Origin of the sequence: Pantoea sp. UBA4549 (assembly GCF_002387285.1) — a bacterium.
GTDB lineage: Bacteria > Pseudomonadota > Gammaproteobacteria > Enterobacterales > Enterobacteriaceae > Pantoea > Pantoea borealis.
In genome coordinates, this window is sequence record NZ_DGLH01000006.1 from 51456 (window position 1) to 70099 (window position 18644).

16 protein-coding genes are annotated in these 18644 nt (G+C 56.6%); 4 read left to right on the top strand and 12 right to left on the bottom strand.

Annotated features, from left to right (window positions below; genetic code table 11):
* Positions 1-277 precede the first annotated feature (277 nt).
* The 4 genes from B3041_RS03560 to xseB all read right to left on the bottom strand — a co-directional run bounded on the left by B3041_RS03560 (position 278) and on the right by xseB (position 4347).
* A complete protein-coding gene (locus B3041_RS03560) occupies positions 278-1252 on the bottom strand; it encodes an aldo/keto reductase (RefSeq protein ID WP_292969418.1) in 975 nt (324 codons plus the stop codon).
* 68 nt (positions 1253-1320) lie between these two features.
* Complete coding sequence (gene dxs, locus B3041_RS03565; RefSeq protein ID WP_065649961.1) at positions 1321-3186, bottom strand: 1-deoxy-D-xylulose-5-phosphate synthase; 1866 nt, start codon at positions 3184-3186, stop codon at positions 1321-1323.
* Positions 3187-3205: 19 nt separating this feature from the next.
* Positions 3206-4105: a (2E,6E)-farnesyl diphosphate synthase gene (gene ispA, locus B3041_RS03570; protein WP_065649960.1), complete on the bottom strand. Its 900-nt coding sequence runs from the start codon at positions 4103-4105 to the stop codon at positions 3206-3208.
* On the bottom strand, positions 4105-4347 hold the full coding sequence (gene xseB / locus B3041_RS03575; protein WP_039382972.1) for an exodeoxyribonuclease VII small subunit: 243 nt from the start codon (positions 4345-4347) through the stop codon (positions 4105-4107). The genes ispA and xseB overlap by 1 nt, the downstream gene beginning before the upstream one ends.
* A gap of 234 nt (positions 4348-4581) precedes the next feature.
* Between xseB and thiI the strand changes: the two genes are divergently transcribed.
* Positions 4582-6030 (top strand): tRNA uracil 4-sulfurtransferase ThiI, encoded by a 1449-nt coding sequence (gene thiI, locus B3041_RS03580; RefSeq protein WP_292969424.1) that lies wholly within the window; start codon positions 4582-4584, stop codon positions 6028-6030.
* Between the two features lie 478 nt (positions 6031-6508).
* Here thiI and yajL read toward each other — a convergent pair whose 3' ends face one another.
* Both yajL and panE read right to left on the bottom strand, forming a co-directional pair.
* Entirely contained in the window at positions 6509-7120 is a 612-nt protein-coding gene (gene yajL, locus B3041_RS03585) for a protein deglycase YajL (RefSeq protein ID WP_065649958.1), read from the bottom strand.
* The gene (gene panE, locus B3041_RS03590; protein ID WP_065649957.1) at positions 7074-7994 is read right to left on the bottom strand and encodes a 2-dehydropantoate 2-reductase; all 921 of its coding nucleotides are present in this window, start codon (positions 7992-7994) and stop codon (positions 7074-7076) included. Before panE ends, yajL begins: the two co-directional genes overlap by 47 nt.
* A 124-nt stretch (positions 7995-8118) precedes the next feature.
* On the opposite strand from panE, the gene B3041_RS03595 reads away from it, so the two are divergent.
* Positions 8119-8610: a YajQ family cyclic di-GMP-binding protein gene (locus B3041_RS03595; RefSeq protein ID WP_039382976.1), complete on the top strand. Its 492-nt coding sequence runs from the start codon at positions 8119-8121 to the stop codon at positions 8608-8610.
* Here the strand turns inward: B3041_RS03595 and B3041_RS03600 are convergent.
* Positions 8607-10376, bottom strand: coding sequence for a sigma-54-dependent Fis family transcriptional regulator (locus tag B3041_RS03600; protein ID WP_292969431.1), 1770 nt, complete (start codon positions 10374-10376; stop codon positions 8607-8609). The genes B3041_RS03595 and B3041_RS03600 overlap by 4 nt on opposite strands.
* Before the next feature lie 249 nt (positions 10377-10625).
* Here B3041_RS03600 and B3041_RS03605 point away from each other — a divergent pair, with 249 nt between their 5' ends.
* Together B3041_RS03605 and adhP are read left to right on the top strand one after the other, a co-directional pair.
* Entirely contained in the window at positions 10626-12146 is a 1521-nt protein-coding gene (locus tag B3041_RS03605) for an aldehyde dehydrogenase family protein (RefSeq protein WP_292969433.1), read from the top strand.
* A 29-nt stretch (positions 12147-12175) separates the two neighbouring features.
* A complete protein-coding gene (gene adhP, locus B3041_RS03610) occupies positions 12176-13216 on the top strand; it encodes an alcohol dehydrogenase AdhP (RefSeq protein WP_292969435.1) in 1041 nt (346 codons plus the stop codon).
* A 33-nt stretch (positions 13217-13249) separates the two neighbouring features.
* Here adhP and B3041_RS03615 read toward each other — a convergent pair whose 3' ends face one another.
* The 5 genes from B3041_RS03615 to cyoB all read right to left on the bottom strand — a co-directional run bounded on the left by B3041_RS03615 (position 13250) and on the right by cyoB (position 18643).
* Positions 13250-14614: an MFS transporter gene (locus B3041_RS03615; RefSeq protein WP_292969437.1), complete on the bottom strand. Its 1365-nt coding sequence runs from the start codon at positions 14612-14614 to the stop codon at positions 13250-13252.
* Positions 14615-14816: 202 nt separating this feature from the next.
* Complete coding sequence (gene cyoE, locus B3041_RS03620; protein WP_039382978.1) at positions 14817-15704, bottom strand: heme o synthase; 888 nt, start codon at positions 15702-15704, stop codon at positions 14817-14819.
* A 13-nt stretch (positions 15705-15717) separates the two neighbouring features.
* Positions 15718-16047 (bottom strand): cytochrome o ubiquinol oxidase subunit IV, encoded by a 330-nt coding sequence (locus tag B3041_RS03625; protein WP_039382979.1) that lies wholly within the window; start codon positions 16045-16047, stop codon positions 15718-15720.
* Entirely contained in the window at positions 16047-16661 is a 615-nt protein-coding gene (locus B3041_RS03630) for a cytochrome o ubiquinol oxidase subunit III (RefSeq protein ID WP_039382980.1), read from the bottom strand. Before B3041_RS03630 ends, B3041_RS03625 begins: the two co-directional genes overlap by 1 nt.
* The gene (gene cyoB / locus B3041_RS03635; RefSeq protein WP_292969442.1) at positions 16661-18643 is read right to left on the bottom strand and encodes a cytochrome o ubiquinol oxidase subunit I; all 1983 of its coding nucleotides are present in this window, start codon (positions 18641-18643) and stop codon (positions 16661-16663) included. Before cyoB ends, B3041_RS03630 begins: the two co-directional genes overlap by 1 nt.
* Position 18644: the final 1 nt, after the last annotated feature.

Sequence of the window (18644 nt, forward strand, 5' to 3'; positions counted from 1 at the left end):
ATGGCTCGGCCAGGGGCGCATTAATGCGCCCCCTACAGGTGTCCCGCCGCGTAATTATTACCGCAGGGGCGGCATTTATGCCGCCCTGGTTCAGGTGCATGATTTGGCCAGGGGCGCATGAATGCGTATAACCACGGTATATGGCTCGGCCAGGGGCGCATGAATGCGTATAACCGCGGTATATGATTTGGCCAGGGGCGCATAAATGCGCCCCCTACGCCGGAATTACCGTAGGGGCGGCATTTATGCCGCCCTGGTTTATGCGGATATCAATTGCTTATTCATACCCCACAGCCGGATGCGGCTGATAAACCATCTCCAGCTCGGCGATATCTTCTGCGCTTAACTCAACGTCAACCGCTTTGACCAGCTCGGCAAACTGCTGTTCACGTGACGCGCCAATAATAGGTGCCGTCACGGCCGGTTTATGCAGCAGCCATGCCAGCGCGACCTGCGCGCGCGTGACCTTTTTCTCAGCGGCAATGGTAGCCAGCCGCTCCGCAATCGCGGCGTCGTTCTCTTCTGTACCGGTATAAAGCTTCTCCATTACATTATCAGAGACCGAGCGCGCGGTGGTTTCACCCCAGGGACGCGTCAGTTTGCCGCGCGCCAGTGGACTCCACGGCAGCACGGCGATACCCTCACGCTGACAAAGCGGGTGCATCTCCTTTTCCTCTTCACGCTGGATCAGATTGTACTGATCCTGCATGCTGACAAAGCGTGCCCAGCCATGCGTTTGCTGCAGCTGCAGCGCCTCAGCAAACTGAGACGCATGCATGGAAGAGGCACCGATATAGCGCGCCTTGCCCGCTTTCACCACCTCATCCAGCGCCTGCAGCGTCTCTTCAATCGGCGTTGCATAATCCCAGCGGTGGATCTGCAGCAGATCCACATGCTCCATGCCGAGTCGCATCAGGCTGTCATCGATCGACTGCAGAATATTCTGCCGCGACAGGCCCTGTGGCAGGTTGCTGAGCGGAAAATAAACTTTGGTCGCCACCACCAAGTCCTCGCGCCGCGCGAAATCTTTCAGCGCGCGTCCGAGGATCTCTTCGCTGCTGCCGTCAGAATAGCTGTTGGCGGTATCGAAAAAGTTAATGCCCGCGTCCAGCGCCTGTTTGATCAGCGGACGGCTGCTCTCTTCCGGCAGCGTCCAGGCGTGGTTGCCGCGCATCGGATCGCCATAGGTCATACAGCCTAAGCAGAGTCGGGATACCTGGAGATCGGTCTGGCCTAAACGAACGGTTTTCATTGAGAGCTCCTGCTCTTATGCGTGGGAAAAGGATTCCGTAAGCATAGCAGCAGGAGCGAAGAGGAGAGTTACTGCGCGAGCCAGGCCGCGATTTGCTGCTGAATGCCGGCGGCATCCAGCTGGTAGTCGTGACGTACCTCTTCCTGAGTACCCTGCGGAATAAACTCATCCGGCAGGCCAAGGTTGAGCACCGGTACTGCCAGGCGTTTCGCCATCACAAACTCATTTACGCCGCTGCCGGCACCCCCCATGATGGCACCTTCTTCCAGCGTCACCAGCGCCTCATGGCTCTGTGCCAGCTCGCGGATCAGGGTTTCATCCAGCGGCTTCACAAAGCGCATATCCACCAGCGTGGCGTTCAGTGCCTCCGCTGCGGCCTGCGCATCCGGCAGCAGCGTGCCGAAGTTGAGGATCGCCAGTTTTTCACCCTGACGCTTCACAACCCCTTTACCCAGCGGCAGGCTGGTGAGTGGCTCAAGCGTGGCACCGGTACCGGTACCGCGCGGATAGCGCACCGCGCTCGGGCCCGCCTGATAGTGATAACCGGTGTAGAGCATCAGGCGACATTCGTTCTCGTCGCTTGGTGTCATGATCACCATGCCAGGCACGCAGCGCAGATAGGCGATATCAAACGCCCCCTGATGCGTCTGACCATCCGCCCCGACAATACCGCCGCGGTCGATAGCAAACAGCACCGGCAGCTGCTGAATGGCCACATCATGGATCACCTGGTCATAAGCGCGCTGCAGGAAGGTGGAGTAAATTGCCACCACCGGCTTGTAACCGCCAATCGCCATGCCGGCAGCAAAGGTGACGGCGTGCTGTTCGGCAATCGCCACATCAAAATATTGCTGCGGATAGGCGCGTGAGTAGCTCACCATGCCCGATCCTTCACGCATCGCCGGCGTAACCGCCATCATGCGCGGATCGTCAGCGGCAATCTCGCTCAGCCAGTCGCCAAAAATTTTCGAGTAGCTCGGCAGACCGGGTACGCTTTTCGGCAGTGCGCCGCTGGCCGGGTCAAACTTCGGCACGGCATGCCAGGCGATAGGATCCTGCTCTGCAGGCGCATAGCCTTTGCCTTTTTTGGTCATGATATGCAGGAACTGCGGACCTTTAAGATCGCGCATGTTCTTCAGCGTGCTGACCAGCGTCAGGACATCGTGCCCGTCAACCGGACCGATATAGTTAAAGCCCAGCTCCTCGAACAGCGTGCCGGGTACCACCATGCCTTTCAGATGCTCTTCGGTGCGCTTCACCAGCTCTTTAATCGGCGGCAGGCCGTCCAGTACGCGCTTGCTGCCTTCGCGCAGGCGCGAATAGGTTTTACCGGAGAGGATCTGCGCCAGACGGTTATTCAGCGCGCCAACGTTTTCCGAAATCGACATCTCGTTGTCGTTGAGGATCACCAGCATGTCGGGCTTGATATCGCCCGCATGGTTCATCGCCTCAAACGCCATCCCGGCGGTAATCGCGCCGTCGCCAATGATACAGGCGGTACGACGACCTTTGCCTTCCCGCTCGGCGGCTACCGCCATGCCGAGACCGGCGCTGATGGAGGTGGAGGAGTGTCCGACGCTCAGCACGTCATATTCGCTCTCACCGCGCCACGGAAACGGATGCAGGCCGTTTTTCTGCCGGATCGTACCGATGCGATCGCGGCGTCCGGTCAGGATCTTATGCGGATAAGCCTGATGGCCTACGTCCCAGACCAGGTGGTCAAACGGGGTGTTGTAGACGTAATGCAATGCGACGGTCAGTTCGACGACGCCCAGACCCGACGCAAAGTGGCCGGATGAGCGGCTGACGCTATCCAGCAGATACTGACGCAGCTCGTCGCACAGGGCCGGAAGTTTCTCTTTCGGCAGTAAACGTAATTCCTGCACCGTGCCTGCTAACGCCAGTGTCGGGTATTTTGCAATATCAAAACTCATCAGAGACTCATTATGAAAGTTATTTATCGCGTTCAATTATGAAGCTTGCCAGCGCTTGTAATACGCTTGTGTCATAGCCCTGGCCGGCGAGGATCTCCAGCGCCCCCAGAGCTTCCTGATAGAGCGCCTGCGCTTTTGCGCGCGCGCCCTCAAGTCCTAACAGGGCCGGATAGGTACTTTTGCCCAGCGCCTGATCGGCGCCCTGCGTTTTACCCAGCACGGCGGTATCGCCGGTGACATCCAGAATGTCATCCTGCACCTGAAACGCCAGGCCAATAGCATCAGCATAGGTGTCCAGCAGCGGCAGCGCCAGGCGAGCCGGTTCCCCTGCGGCCAGGGCACCAAGACGCACGGCAAGGCGGATTAGCGCGCCGGTTTTGTGGCGATGGATCTGCTCAAGCTGCGCCAGATCGATCTGCCGGCCTTCGGCAGCTAAATCCAGCGCCTGGCCGCCGCACATGCCGGCAACGCCGCTGGCCTGTGCCAGTTCAGAGATCATTTTTACGCGCGTCGCCGCGCTGACGCCCGGCATCGGCTCATCGGCCAGAATAGAGAAAGCCAGCGTTTGCAGCGCATCGCCCGCCAGAATGGCCGTATCTTCACCGTAACGAATATGACAGGTAGGCTGTCCGCGGCGCAGCGCGTCATCGTCCATTGCCGGCAGATCGTCATGTATCAGCGAATAGGCGTGAATGCACTCTGTGGCGGCGGCAGGCGCATCAAGGCTGGCTGCGTCGGCATTAAGCATTTCACCGGTGGCATAGACCAGAAAAGGACGCAGGCGCTTGCCACCTAATAGTGCCCCATAATGCATGGCATTCACCAGCGGGGAACTCTGAAAAGGCAGTGGATCGATTAAACGTGTCAGCGCCTGATTTACGCGCTCATGATAGGTTTGCTGTAGCTGGACAAAATCCATTAGTCGTTATCCGGCGTAAAAGGGGTAAGGTCGGCCGTTTTATCATCGCTCAACAGGATCTGTACGCGCTGTTCAGCCTGCTGCAGCGTCTGCTGACCGCTGCGCGCCAGCTGCACACCGCGCTCAAACTCATTCAGCGCCTCTTCAAGCGGCAGCTCGCCGCTTTCCAGCCGGCTGACAATCTGTTCCAGCTGCTGCAGGGCGGTTTCAAAACTCACAGGCGCTTCGGCTTTTTTCGGCATAATCAGTGTCGACTCACAGTTGGGGACATCTTCGTGCAATCGGTCATGGTAGCCGACGGGGAATAATAAGCAAAATGTTGAATGTGATTGCGGTAGCAGAAGCAGTCACGCAGTAAAGGTGGTATACTTTTGCGCCTCGGATGCGGACGCTCTCGCGATCCCCGCAATATTATGATCTTACCAGCTAAGTGCTGATGATTTTAGCACTTATTTGCCCAACGAAGCTGTGTCGCCATGAAGTTTATCATCAAGCTCTTCCCTGAAATCACCATCAAAAGTCAGTCGGTGCGGCTGCGCTTTATCAAAATTCTTACCGGCAATATCCGCAATACCCTGCGTTCTCTGAATGAGGATATCAAGGTGGTGCGCCACTGGGATCACATTGAAGTGCGCGCCAAAAACGAAGCGCTGCGTGAAACCATTGTGGATGAGCTGACGCGCATTCCTGGTATCCACCACGTGCTTGCCGTTGAAGATCGTGCTTACACGGATATGCACGATATCTTTGAGCAGACGCTGGCACTGAACCGTGAACGCCTGGAAAATAAAAGCTTCAGCGTGCGCGTAAAACGTCGCGGCACCCACAGCTTCAGTTCACAGGATGTGGAACGCTATGTAGGCGGCGGGCTGAATCAGCATATCGCCAGCGCGCGCGTACAGCTGAAGCAGCCGGATGAGACGGTTAATCTGGAGATTGAAGACGATCGTCTGCTGCTAATTACCGGCCGCTTTGAAGGGCTGGGCGGTTTTCCAATCGGCACGCAGGAAGATGTGATGTCGCTGATCTCCGGTGGTTTTGACTCCGGTGTGTCGAGCTATATGCTGATGCGACGCGGCTGCCGCGTGCACTACTGCTTCTTTAATCTTGGCGGCGCGGCACATGAGATTGGCGTGCGTCAGGTAGCACACTATCTGTGGAACCGTTTTGGTCGCTCACACCGCGTGCGCTTTGTCGCGATCAATTTTGAGCCGGTCGTGGGTGAAATTCTGGAAAACGTCGATGACGGGCAGATGGGCGTGGTGCTGAAGCGCATGATGGTGCGCGCCGCGTCAATGATTGCCGAGCGCTACGGCGTACAGGCGCTGGTGACCGGCGAAGCGCTGGGACAGGTATCGAGCCAGACGCTGACCAATCTGCGCCTGATCGATAACGCATCTGACACGCTGATCCTGCGTCCGCTGATCTCACACGATAAAGAGCACATTATTAATGTGGCGCGGCAGATCGGTACGGAAGATTTTGCGCGTACCATGCCGGAATACTGCGGCGTGATCTCAAAAAGCCCGACGGTTAAAGCGGTGAAAGCCAAAATCGAAGCGGAAGAGCAGAATTTCAATTTTAATATTCTCAACCGCGTGGTACAGGAAGCGACCAACCTCGATATCCGCGAAATTGCTGAACAGACGGAAGAAGAAGTGGTTGAAGTAGAGACCGTGGACTCATTTGGGACTAACGATGTCGTGCTGGATATTCGTGCCGCAGACGAGCAGGACGCCTCTCCGCTGGATCTCAGCGGCGTAGAGGTGAAGTCACTGCCGTTCTATAAGCTCAGCACGCAGTTTGGCGATCTGGATCAGAACCGGACCTGGCTGCTCTATTGCGATCGTGGCGTGATGAGCAAACTGCAGGCGCTCTATCTGCATGAGCAGGGTTTTACGAACGTGAAAGTTTACCGCCCATAGCACGTCAGGGACGCCACCGGGATCCCATGGGGCGTCACCGGAATTGGTTGGGGCGCCATTTATGGCGCCCGTTTTATGCGCGGTATCCGATTCGACCCAGGGGCGCGCTTCCTGCGGCTGTCTCGGTAGGGGCGCCATTTATGGCGCCCGGGTTTATGTGCGTTGCCTGATTCAACCCAGGGGCGCATTAATGCGCCCCCTACGGTGACACCGGGATTAATTGCGCGTCATGGAGTTCACAGGGGCGCCATTTATGGCGCCCGGGTTTATGCGCGGTGCCTGATTCAACCCAGGGGCGCATTAATGCGCCCCCTACGGTGACACCGGGATTAATTGCGCGTCATGGAAGTCGCAGGGGCGCCATTTATGGCGCCCGTTTTATGCGCGGTACCCGATTCGACCCAGGGGCGCATTAATGCGCCCCTTACGGTGACACCGGGATCAATTGCGCGCGCAACGCAATTCGCAGGGGCGTCCTTTATTCGCGTTCGTCAAATTCCTGATAATTATAAATGCCCGCTGCCAGCACCAGCTGTGAGGCAACTTCGCGTGCGGTCTCTTTATCCTGCAGCAGATCCACCAGCTTCAACGCAAAATCAAACGCCGTGCCCGGCCCCTGGCTGGTGAGCAGGTTTACGCGCGGATCCCATACCACGCGGCGCTCCATCCATTTCGCATCCGGAATGGTCTCTTTGAGCCCCGGAAAGCCGGTCATATTGCCAACCGGAAAGAGATCGTGCGGCACCAGAACCGTGCCGGGCGCCGCGCAGATTGCTGCCACAATTTTGCCTGTCAGATGAAACTGACGCACCGTTTCCACCAGCAACGGGCTGTCGCGGAACGTCTCCGCGCCTTTCAGCCCGCCGGGCAGAACAACGGCGTCAAAGTCGTTATCTGCCACTTCTGCCAGTGGCGCATCAGCCAGCAGGCGCACGCCGCGTGAGCATATAATTTCCCGCGAGCCGTCACTCTCTGCGCTGGCAGTGGTGACAGTAATGCCGCCGCGCACCAGCACGTCGATAGTGGTGACCGCTTCGGTCTCTTCACTGCCATGAGCGAGGCATACCAGTACGGATGGGCTGGCGTTCATATTGTGACTCCTTGCGTTTTACCAGATCATAAAGGCGGCTATTCTCCGGCAACGTGATGCCCTGACTGCGCGCGCGGCGCAGCAGGTAGCCGGTAATGTAATCAATTTCAGTTTGTCGCTGCGTACGAATATCCTGCAGCATAGAAGAGACGTTGCCGGCAGTACTGTCGATGACGTCATAAATAATGGCGCGTAGCGTCTCCACGTCCATATGCTGGCCTTCACGCGTCAGCAGCAGCGCCAGCTCGTCGCACAGCGTATTGATCTGCTCCGGCCAGGCGCGCAATGCACCGTTCTGGCACTCATGCTCCACCGTCAGCGGATTAATAACGCAGTTCACTGCCAGCTTGCGCCAGCAGGCGGAGGCGATATCATCATGCCAGGCTACATCGGGCAGCGCCTGATGCAGCAGATCCGCAAGATGGCTTAACGATGCGGCGTCACGGCTGACCGGCCCGATATGCGTAATGCCTGCCGCCACGTGGCGGATCACCGTCCCGTCATGCATCGCCGCATGCGTGGTGATCCCGCGCAGCAGCGGCTGCGTCAAATCGCGCAGTTCCTCCAGCGTACCCATGCCGTTATGCAGCAGCAGGACCGGCATGTCCGCACGCAGCACGCTCTGAAGATTTTTGATCGCCGGCGATACCTGCGGCGCTTTCAGGGTAACCAGCAGCAGATCGCTGCGCGCCAGAAACAGCGGATCGTTGGCGATAAAGGTGTGATTGCTCACCTCGCCCTGCAGATCGGTGACGTTAACGGAACAGTAGGGCTGCGGCACGCGCAGCCAGCCCTGTACGTCGTGACCCTGACGAGCCAGCGCGGTCAGCCAGACCTGCCCCAGCGCGCCACAACCCAGCACGGTAATTTTCATTCTGCCTCCTGCTGGCGGGGTGTTTTCACATCACATACTCAGTATAGCTTTGAGCTGCCGCGTGTTTTATTAGCGCATCAAGACGCGTATTATGCATGTCACTTTAGTATCAGGAGAAGAAAAGATGCCATCTTTCGATATCGTTTCCGAAGTCGAGCTGCAGGAAGTCCGCAACGCGGTAGAAAATACCAACCGTGAGCTCTCAACCCGCTTCGATTTTCGCAATGTGACCGCCAGCGTTGAGCTGAATGAAAAGAACGAGACGATCAAAATCACCACTGAGTCCGATTTTCAGGTGAAGCAGATCGTTGATATTCTGCGTGAAAAGCTGCTGAAGCGCGGCATTGAAAACGCCGCGATTGAGGTGCCGGAAGAGATTGAACACAGCGGTAAAAGCTGGAGCGTTGAGGCCAAACTGAAAAAAGGCATTGAAAGCGACGTTGCTAAAAAGCTGGTGAAACTGATTAAAGACAGCAAACTCAAAGTACAGACGCAGATTCAGGGTGACGAGCTGCGCGTGACCGGCAAATCGCGCGACGATCTGCAGGGCGCCATGGCGCTGGTGCGCGGTGGCAACCTTGGTCAGCCGTTCCAGTTCAAAAACTTCCGCGACTAACGTACTCTGGCGCGTGCTGCACGGCGGTAGAGCGTACTGCGCGCCACCCCCAGCGCTGCGGCCGCTTTGGTGATATTGCCATCAAAGCGCTGCAGCGTTTCGTTCAGCAGCTGGTCATCATGACGCTGACGTTCACCGCCTGGTAAATCAGCAGGATGCTGATAGTCAGCTGGCAGCTGCGCCTGCGTAACGGGTTCGCCATCCTCAGCCAGTGCCAGCAATACCCGCAGCAGGCTGCGCAACTGGCGAACGTTACCCGGCCAGGCGTGCTGTGCCAGTATCGTCACCACGTCATTCGACAGGGTAACCTTACGCTCCGCGGCTCCCAGCTCGTGCCATAGCTGGCAAATGAACCCCGGCAGATTGGGCCATGCACGCAGCGGCGGCAGTGTCAGAGAGAACTCCTGTAACCGGTAAAGCAGATCCTCACGAAAGCGGCCTGCAGCAACCTGCTGTTTCAAATCACGATGGGTGGCGCAGATAACCGCAAAGTTCACCGGGTAGCTGCGGCTGGACCCCAGCGGTGCCACCTCTTTCTCCTGCAGTACCCGCAGCAGACGGCTCTGCAGCGCCAGCGGCATATCACCAATTTCATCCAGAAACAGGATGCCGCCGTCAGCCTCACGAATTTTGCCCGCATAGCCCTGTTTGCTGGCGCCGGTAAAGGCGCCGGGCTGATAGCCAAACAGCTCCGATTCAATCAATGATTCCGGGATCGCCGCACAGTTTATTGCAACAAAATTGCCGCTGTGCCAGCGGCTCTGCTGATGCAGGGCCCGGCTGACAAACTCTTTACCGCTGCCGGTTTCTCCCTGCAGGCAGAGTGACACACCGGCATTCAGCAGGCGCACCAGCTTATCCCTGTCGTGCGGTGCGGATGTAGCGTGCGGCGCAGCGGAGGCGGCCACGCTTACCAGCCGGCGCTGCGGCGCACGTAAACGAAAGTAGTAGCGCTGGCCGTGGTACATCAGCGGCGCTGTCAGGCAGCTGTTTTGCTGTCGCAGCGCCGGAAATAGCGCCGCAAACGTCAGGCTGCTGAGCTGTTCAGGGCGTACCGCCAGCGTCTCCAGCGCCAGCCGGTTTGCGGCTGTCAGTACGTCGTCAGAAAATATCAGCAGCATTTCATCACCGCTGTCGATGCCCTGAGGATCAGCGTGCAGGCTCATCAGCCACTGCTGAGGATGCAGACTCTGCTTGACCCACAGATACTCTATCTGCCGCGCCGCATCGCGTACCTGCTGCAGCGAATGCGCATGAGAATAGTGCGCCGGGCCGGAAATATCGATAACGCCTGCCAGCTGGCCATTAGGCATCTGCAGCGGCATCGCGGCACAGTACAGCCCCTGGTTGCGCGTCAGAAAGTGCTGCTCACCGGCGATTTCGCAGCCGTTGTTGATCGCCAGCGCCGTGCCAATAGCGTTGGTGCCACGTCCGCACTCGCTCCAGAGATTGCCTGGCGCCAGAGCAAAACGCTGTGCACGCGCCAGCGCCTGCATATCTCCGCAGGTATTCAGAACCAGACCGCTGGCATCAGAAAGGATCACCACCGCCTGTTTTTCTGCCATCTGCTGCGCCAGCTGGTCGATAGCCGGCCTGGCAAACGGCTGCCAGCTGGCGTTGCTGGCGATGACATCGGCCAGTTCTCCCTGGCGCAGCCGCGGAAAATCGTCTGCGGTCGGATCAAGGCCATAGAGCTGGCTGCGCATCCAGGAGTCGCTGAGAAGCGGCGTGGCGTCAGCGGTCGAAGCGGCGGAAAATCCCTGCATGGGTAACCTCATGCCTGTGCAAAGTGTTGCGCCAGTGTAGCGTGCAGGTTTTCCAGGTGTTGCGATATGCAACACAGATAGGGAGATTACTGCGTATCTTGCCGGAAAGCCGATTGTATCATCTTGTTTTTACGTATTTTAATGATGCTGTTAAACCTGGCATGCCGGCTGCAAAGCACATCCTGTCGCGGCGTCGTACAGGCGTAGCGCCCGGTAATACTATCTGACCCCTACATCAAGGAGTTTGCGATGCGTTATGCACATCCCGGCACGCCAGGCGCGCTGGTCTCGTTCCAGGCAACCTACGGCAACTATATAGCAGGCAACTTCACGGAGCCGCTTAGCGGCCAATACTTCATGAATACCTCGCCGGTTGACGGCAGTGAGATTGCGCAGTTTCCCCGCTCAGACGCGCGGGATATCGAGCTGGCGCTGGATGCTGCACATCAGGCGGCCGACGCCTGGGGGAAAACCAGCGTTCAGCAGCGCGCCGCATTGCTGCTGCAGGTGGCCGATCGTATTGAGGCGAATCTGGAGAAACTGGCGGTAGCGGAGAGCTGGGATAACGGTAAGCCGATTCGCGAAACGCTCAATGCTGACCTGCCGCTGGCAGCCGATCATTTTCGCTATTTCGCCGGCTGCCTGCGTGCGCAGGAAGGGAGTACCGCGGAGATCGATGAAACCACGGTGGCCTACCATTTTCATGAGCCGCTGGGCGTGGTGGGGCAGATTATCCCGTGGAACTTCCCGCTGCTGATGGCGGCATGGAAACTGGCACCGGCGCTGGCCGCAGGCAACTGCGTGGTACTGAAACCTGCCGAGCAGACGCCACTGGGCATCACGCTGCTGATGGAGATCGTGGGCGATCTTTTCCCGGCCGGCGTGATCAACGTGGTACAGGGGTTTGGCCGCGAAGCGGGCGAGGCGCTGGCCACCAGCAAGCGTATTGCCAAAATCGCGTTTACCGGCTCAACGCCGGTGGGGCGTCATATCATGGCCTGCGCCGCAGAAAATATTATTCCCTGCACGGTAGAGCTGGGCGGTAAGTCGCCAAACATCTACTTTGCAGATGTGATGGAGGGTGAAGCGGACTTCATCGATAAAGCGGTTGAAGGGCTGGTGCTCGGCTTCTTTAATCAGGGGGAAGTCTGTACCTGTCCGTCACGCGCGCTGGTGCATGAATCAATCTATGAGCCGTTTATGGCACGGGTACTGGAGAAGGTCGCCGCTATCCGGCACGGCGATCCGCTGGATACCGATACGATGATTGGTGCTCAGGCTTCACGACAGCAGTTCGACAAAATTCTCTCCTATATCACTATTGCGCGTGATGAAGGCGGCGACATTCTTACCGGTGGCGATAAGGCTGCAATGAGCGCTGAACTCAGCAACGGTTTCTATATTCAGCCAACGCTGATTAAAGGCAGTAACCAGATGCGCTGTTTCCAGGAGGAGATATTTGGCCCGGTGATCGCCGTAACCACCTTTAAAGATGAGGCTGAAGCGCTGGCCATCGCCAACGAAACGCAGTTTGGTCTGGGCGCTGGCGTCTGGACGCGTGATACCAATCTCGCGTATCGCATGGGGCGGGGTATCAAAGCGGGCCGGGTCTGGACGAACTGCTACCACATCTATCCGGCGCATGCGGCGTTTGGCGGTTACAAGCAGTCCGGTGTCGGGCGCGAGACGCACAAAATGGCGCTGAGTGCCTATCAGCAAACCAAAAATCTGCTGGTCAGCTACAGCACGGCGCCGCTGGGTCTGTTCTGATCGCGCCTTTACGCAACAGGAGAAGCAGAATGACAATGCACATTAAAAGCACGATGAAAGCGGCAGTGGTTAAGGCGTTTGGTCAACCGCTGGTGATTGAAGAGGTGCCGGTGCCGGCCGTCGGGTCAGGTCAGGTGCTGGTAAAAATTGCCGCCACCGGGGTCTGTCATACCGATCTGCACGCGGCGGAAGGCGACTGGCCGGTGAAGCCGGTGCCACCTTTCATTCCCGGTCACGAAGGGGTAGGGCAGGTTGTGGCGCTGGGGGAAGGGGTAAAACACCTGAAGCTGGGCGATCGCGTAGGTGTGCCGTGGCTTTACTCCGCCTGCGGTCATTGCGAACACTGTCTCGATAGCTGGGAGACGCTGTGTCACGAGCAGAAAAATGCGGGTTATTCGGTGAACGGCAGTTTTGCCGAGTATTGCCTGGCTGACGCGAACTATGTCGGTATCATTCCGGACAATCTCCCCTTTAATGAAGTGGCACCGGTGCTGTGTGCCGGCGTAACGGTCTATAAAGGCCTGAAAATGACCGATACCAAACCGGGTGACTGGGTGGTGATTTCCGGCATTGGCGGGCTGGGGCATATGGCGATCCAGTATGCGGTTGCCATGGGACTCAACGTAGCGGCAGTGGATATTGATGACGCCAAGCTCGATTTTGCCCGTCGTCTGGGTGCCAGCGTGGTGGCAAACGCGAAAGAGGTCGATCCGGCACGCGTGTTTCACGAGCATTTCGGTGGCGCACAGGGCGTTCTGGTTACCGCTGTGTCGCCGAAAGCCTTTGAGCAGGCGATCGGGACGCTGCGGCGTGGCGGTACAATGGTGCTGAACGGCCTGCCGCCGGGCAAATTTGACCTGTCGATTTTTGATATGGTGCTGGACGGCATTACGGTACGCGGCTCGATTGTCGGCACGCGCAAAGATCTGCAGGAAGCGCTCGATTTTGCCGGACGTAATAAGGTAAAAGCCAGCGTAGCAGTGGAACCGCTGAGCAACATCAACGATATATTTGCGCGCATGCACGCCGGTAAAATTGAAGGGCGCATTGTGGTGGATATGTCGCTGTAAAAAAAAGCCCGACGCAGCGGTCGGGCTTATGATTCAGCAGCTGGCAAGCAGCGCTTCTATCTCAACGCGGCTCGTTACTTTACTGTCGATTTTGATATAGGCGCTTTTCTCTTCCGGCACGATAAACACGGATGCCACACCGGGCTGGGCTTTCAGCCGTTTTTCCAGATTCGGTACGGCCAGCACGGCGTCGCTCAGCACCAGTCGCAGGCTGCTGACGTAAGGTGGCTCCTGCATCGACATGGCAACAAACAGCCAGCCAGCGGCGATAATCGCCCCGATGAGAAACACCGTCTGTGCATCGATATGACCAAAGATCCAGCCGCCGAGGCTGCCGCCAATGGCTACCCCAAGAAACTGGCTGGTGGAGTAAATACCCATTGCAGTGCCTTTATAACCGGCCGGCGACTCTTTGCTGATCAGGGAAGGCAGAATGGCTTCCATCACATTAAAGGCGAGGAAAAAGAGCTGTACGCCCGCCACCAGCGTCCAGAAGTGACCTTCAGCGCCCCAGAGCACAATTTCCGCAATGATGATCAGCGCCACGCAGCTGACAAAAACCCGCTTCATGCGGCGTTTTACTTCGGCATAGATAATGGCCGGCACCACGGCGACAAAAGCCACCAGCATGGTTACCAGATAGATTTTCCAGTGCTCCGCTGCCGGCAGGCCCGCCAGTTCGAACTGGCCGGGCAGGGCGACAAAGCTCGACATCAGCAGCACGTGCAAACAGAGAATGCCGATATTAAGCTTCAGCAGTCTGGGATTCGCCAGAACGGCGCGAATGCTGCCTTTTACCATTCCGGACTCGCGGTTCAGCACATGACCGCGTGCGTTTGGCACCACCAGCAGCGTAATAATGATACCCAGCGTTGCCAGCAGCGCGATCATCCAGAACAGCGCATGCAGCCCAAGCGCATGCGTGACAATTGGCCCGGCCACCATAGCAATCGCAAAGGTCACGCCAAAACTGATGCCGATAAACGCCATCGCTTTGGTGCGGTTCTGCTCACGGGTGAGATCGGACAGCAGCGCCATTACGGCAGCGGCAATCGCGCCAGAGCCCTGCAGCGCGCGACCAAGAATAATGCCCCAGATTGAGGTTGTGGTGGCAGCAATCACGCTGCCAAGGACAAACAGCAGCAGGCCGCCGACAATCAGCGGCTTACGTCCGATGCGGTCAGAGAGCAGCCCGAACGGGATCTGAAAAATTGCCTGTGCCAGACCATAAATACCAATTGCCAGACCAATCAGGGTTTCGCTGGCACCCTGTAACGCCATGCCGTACGTCGTCAGCACCGGCAGAACCATAAACATTCCGAGCATACGCAGGGAAAAAACGGTACCTAAACCCCATGTAGCGCGCAGCTCTACCGGCGTCATTTTATTGTCGTTCATTCCAACCTCTGTAAGTGTCTGCCTGTCATGCACCATGCTGCAGCAGCCAGTGACACCGTGTTGCTGCAAATCGATTTATTTCGGGCATTTAGCACCCATTTTAGGGAGCAGGGGAGGGCGGGTAAAACATTTGTTTTTAAGCAGTGGTAACAAAAAGAAAGGGCGCGAAAATCGCGCCCTTTCTCAGAGTGACGGTGCCCGCTTACCAGACGTAAGTGAGCAGGTCTTTAGAGGCCGGGGCCATAAAGTCAACCGACATCATGACGCTCAGCGCGGTGATGGCGATGATAGAGAACACAAACAGTTTACGCGCCCAGACTTTATCGTTTGAGGTTTTGTAACCTGAGAGTGCCATACCCAGCCACCAGACGCTGACAGCCGCAGCCACGATCAGATATTTGTAGCCCGCATAACCGCCCAGTGAGAGCATCAGCGTGGCAATCATGAACGCCAGAATGTAGAGCGTAATATGATTTTTAGCCACGGAGATGCCTTTCACAACCGGCAGAACCGGAATGTTAGCGGCCTGGTAATCTTTAAAGCGGAAGATGGCAATCGCGTAGGAGTGCGGCATCTGCCACAGGCTAAAGATAGCCAGTAAAATCAATGCGCCTGCATCAAACTCGTTAGTGACTGCGCAGTAGCCAATCACCGGTGGCGCAGCACCGGAGAGGCTGCCGATCAGCGTTCCATAGACCGAATGACGCTTCATATAGAGGCTGTAAACGCCAACATAGACCACGAAGCCCATGACCGCCAGCCACATGGCCAGCGGGTTGGCGCCGAAATACAGCAACGCAAAGCCAGCAATACCCAACGCAGTGGCATAAACCAGGCTTACTTTCGCCGAGATCAGGCCTTTGACCAGAACCCGGTTCCGCGTTCTCTCCATTTTGATGTCGATATCGCGGTCAATCACATTGTTGAATACACAACCCGATGCGACCACCAGCGACACGCCAGCCAGCGCGGTGAGAAACAGGGGATAATCGATGCTGCCTTTCGAGGCCAGCAGAAATCCACCGATGACAGAAATTAAATTTCCGAAAATAATTCCTGGTTTTGTTACTTGCAGGTATTGCTTAATCATTACGCGTGACTCTTTAGTGGGCCATCATGTTGTAGTTGAGGTTCCACATAATCCACAGTGAACCGATCACAACAATCAGAATGATGATTGCTGAGAAGACAATGGCCACCATGTTCCAGCCACCCTCTGATTTGCTGTCCAGGTGCAGGAAGTAGACCAGGTGCACCAGCACCTGAACCACTGCACACACCAGAACCACACCCAGGATGGTGCCGTGTGAGGCACTGCCATCCATTACCATCCAGAACGGGATCGCCGTCAGGATGATAGAGAGGATGAAGCCGATCATGTAAGACTTCACGCTACCGTGTGATGCACCATGTTCGTTTACAGAATGACTCATTACATGGCCCCCATCAGATAGACAACGGTGAATACGCAGATCCACACCACATCCAGGAAGTGCCAGAACAGGCTCAGGCACATGATACGGGTGCGGTTGCTCTCAGTCAGACCCCGTTTAGCGATCTGGAACATCAGAACCGCCATCCAGATCAGACCAGAGGTCACGTGCAGACCGTGCGTACCAACCAGCGTAAAGAAGCCAGAAAGGAAGCCGCTACGGTTCGGACCGAAGCCTTCTGCGATCAGGTGATGGAATTCATAGATTTCCATCCCGATAAATCCGGCACCGAACAGGAAGGTCAGGGCCAGCCAGCCGATGACCGAACCTTTGTTCTGGTTGTTCATCGCAATCACTGCCATTCCATAAGTAATGGAGCTCAGCAGCAGCAGCGCGGTTTCAACCAGCACAAACGGCAGTTCGAAAATATCTTTACCTGCCGGGCCACCGGCAGTGTTGTTGACCATTACTGCATAGGTCGCAAACAGCGTTGCGAAGATAATGCAGTCACTCATCAGGTAGATCCAGAAGCCAAAGACTTTATTGGCTCCTGCATCGTGATGCCCATGCTCCGCATGGGCGTCGTGGTGGTGTTTTACGGTTTGAGTCGACATTATTTCAGACCTGCTTTGCTGATGTCATCAAAGTGCTTCTTCTCGATCTGCTCGATTTCAGCAACCGGAACGTAGTAATCCACGTCCTCATCGAAGCTCTTCACGATCCAGGTCACGATAGTGCCCAGGAAAGTGAGACCCGCCAGCCACCAGATATGCCAGATCATGGCGAAACCGAAGACTGTTACGAATGCAGCGATAACAATGGCCGCGCCGCTGTTTTTCGGCATATGAATTTCTTCATATTTTTCTGGCTGCTTGTACGCTTCGCCTTTCTCTTTCATTTCCCAGAACGCATCACGCTCGTGGATATGAGGGATAACAGCAAAGTTGTAGAACGGTGGTGGTGAAGAGGTTGCCCACTCCAGCGTACGACCGCCCCACGGGTCACCAGTCAGATCGCGGTTCTGCTCGCGGTCACGTACCGATACCCAGAACTGAACCAGCTGGCACAGAATACCGCAGGCAATCAGCGCCGCACCGCCAGCTGCAACAACCAGCAGCGAGTGGAACTGTGGATCGATATCCTGGCTCAGACGACGGGTCATACCCATGAAGCCCAGTGCGTACAGCGGCATAAAGGCAACAAAGAAGCCGATGATCCAGAACCAGAAGGCGCGTTTACCCCAGGTTTCGTTCAGCGTGAAGCCAAATGCTTTCGGGAACCAGTAGGTCACACCGGCCATGCAACCGAACACAACACCACCGATAATAACGTTGTGGAAGTGTGCAATCAGGAACAGGCTATTGTGCAGGACAAAGTCTGCACCCGGTACGGCCAGCAGTACGCCAGTCATACCACCCACTGAGAAGGTCACCAGGAAGCCGATGGTCCACAGCATCGCTGAGTTAAACTCGATGCGACCCTGATACATGGTGAACAGCCAGTTAAAGATTTTCACCCCGGTCGGAATCGCGATGATCATCGTCATGATACCGAAGAAGGCGTTAACGTTGGCGCCCGCACCCATGGTGAAGAAGTGGTGCAGCCAGACGATGAACGACAGTACGGTAATGGCGATGGTCGCCCACACCAGTGAGGTGTAACCAAACAGACGTTTTTTCGAGAAGGTCGCGGTAACTTCAGAGAAGACACCAAAGACCGGCAGAACAAGGATGTACACTTCCGGGTGACCCCAGACCCAGATCAGGTTGACGTACATCATCATGTTACCGCCCATATCATTAGTAAAGAAATGGAAGTCGAGGTAACGATCAAGCGTCAACAGTGCCAGCGTCACGGTCAGAACCGGGAACGCAGCGATGATCAGGACGTTGGTGCAGAGTGATGCCCAGGTAAAGACCGGCATTTTGAACAGGTCCATGCCCGGCGCACGCATCTTCAGAATGGTCACGAAGAAGTTGATACCGGTCAGCGTGGTCCCGATCCCTGAGAGCTGGAGACTCCAGATCCAGTAGTCGACCCCGACGCCAGGACTATACTCCGCGCCAGAAAGCGGCGGATAAGCCAGCCAGCCGGTCTGTGCAAACTCGCCCACACCCAGAGAGATGTTCACCAGGATCACACCGACCGCGGTAAACCAGAAGCTCAGGTTGTTCAGGAACGGGAACGCAACGTCACGGGCACCGATTTGCAGCGGAACCGCGATGTTCATCAGACCTACAACAAATGGCATTGCCACGAAGAAGATCATAATCACGCCGTGGGCGGTGAAGATCTGATCGTAGTGGTGCGGAGGTAAAATACCCGCCTCACCGGCAGAAGCCATAACCTGTTGGGTACGCATCATTACGGCATCGGCAAAGCCGCGCAGCAGCATGACGAATGCCATGATGATATACATGATACCCAGTTTTTTGTGGTCAACGGAGGTAAGCCATTCTGACCACAGATACTTCCACTTACCAAAATAGGTGAGAGCGGCAACCAGCGCCAGACCACCGATGATGATAGCGGCGACCGTAACCATGATAATAGGCTCATGGTACGGCACTGCATCCAGTGTTAATTTTCCGAACATC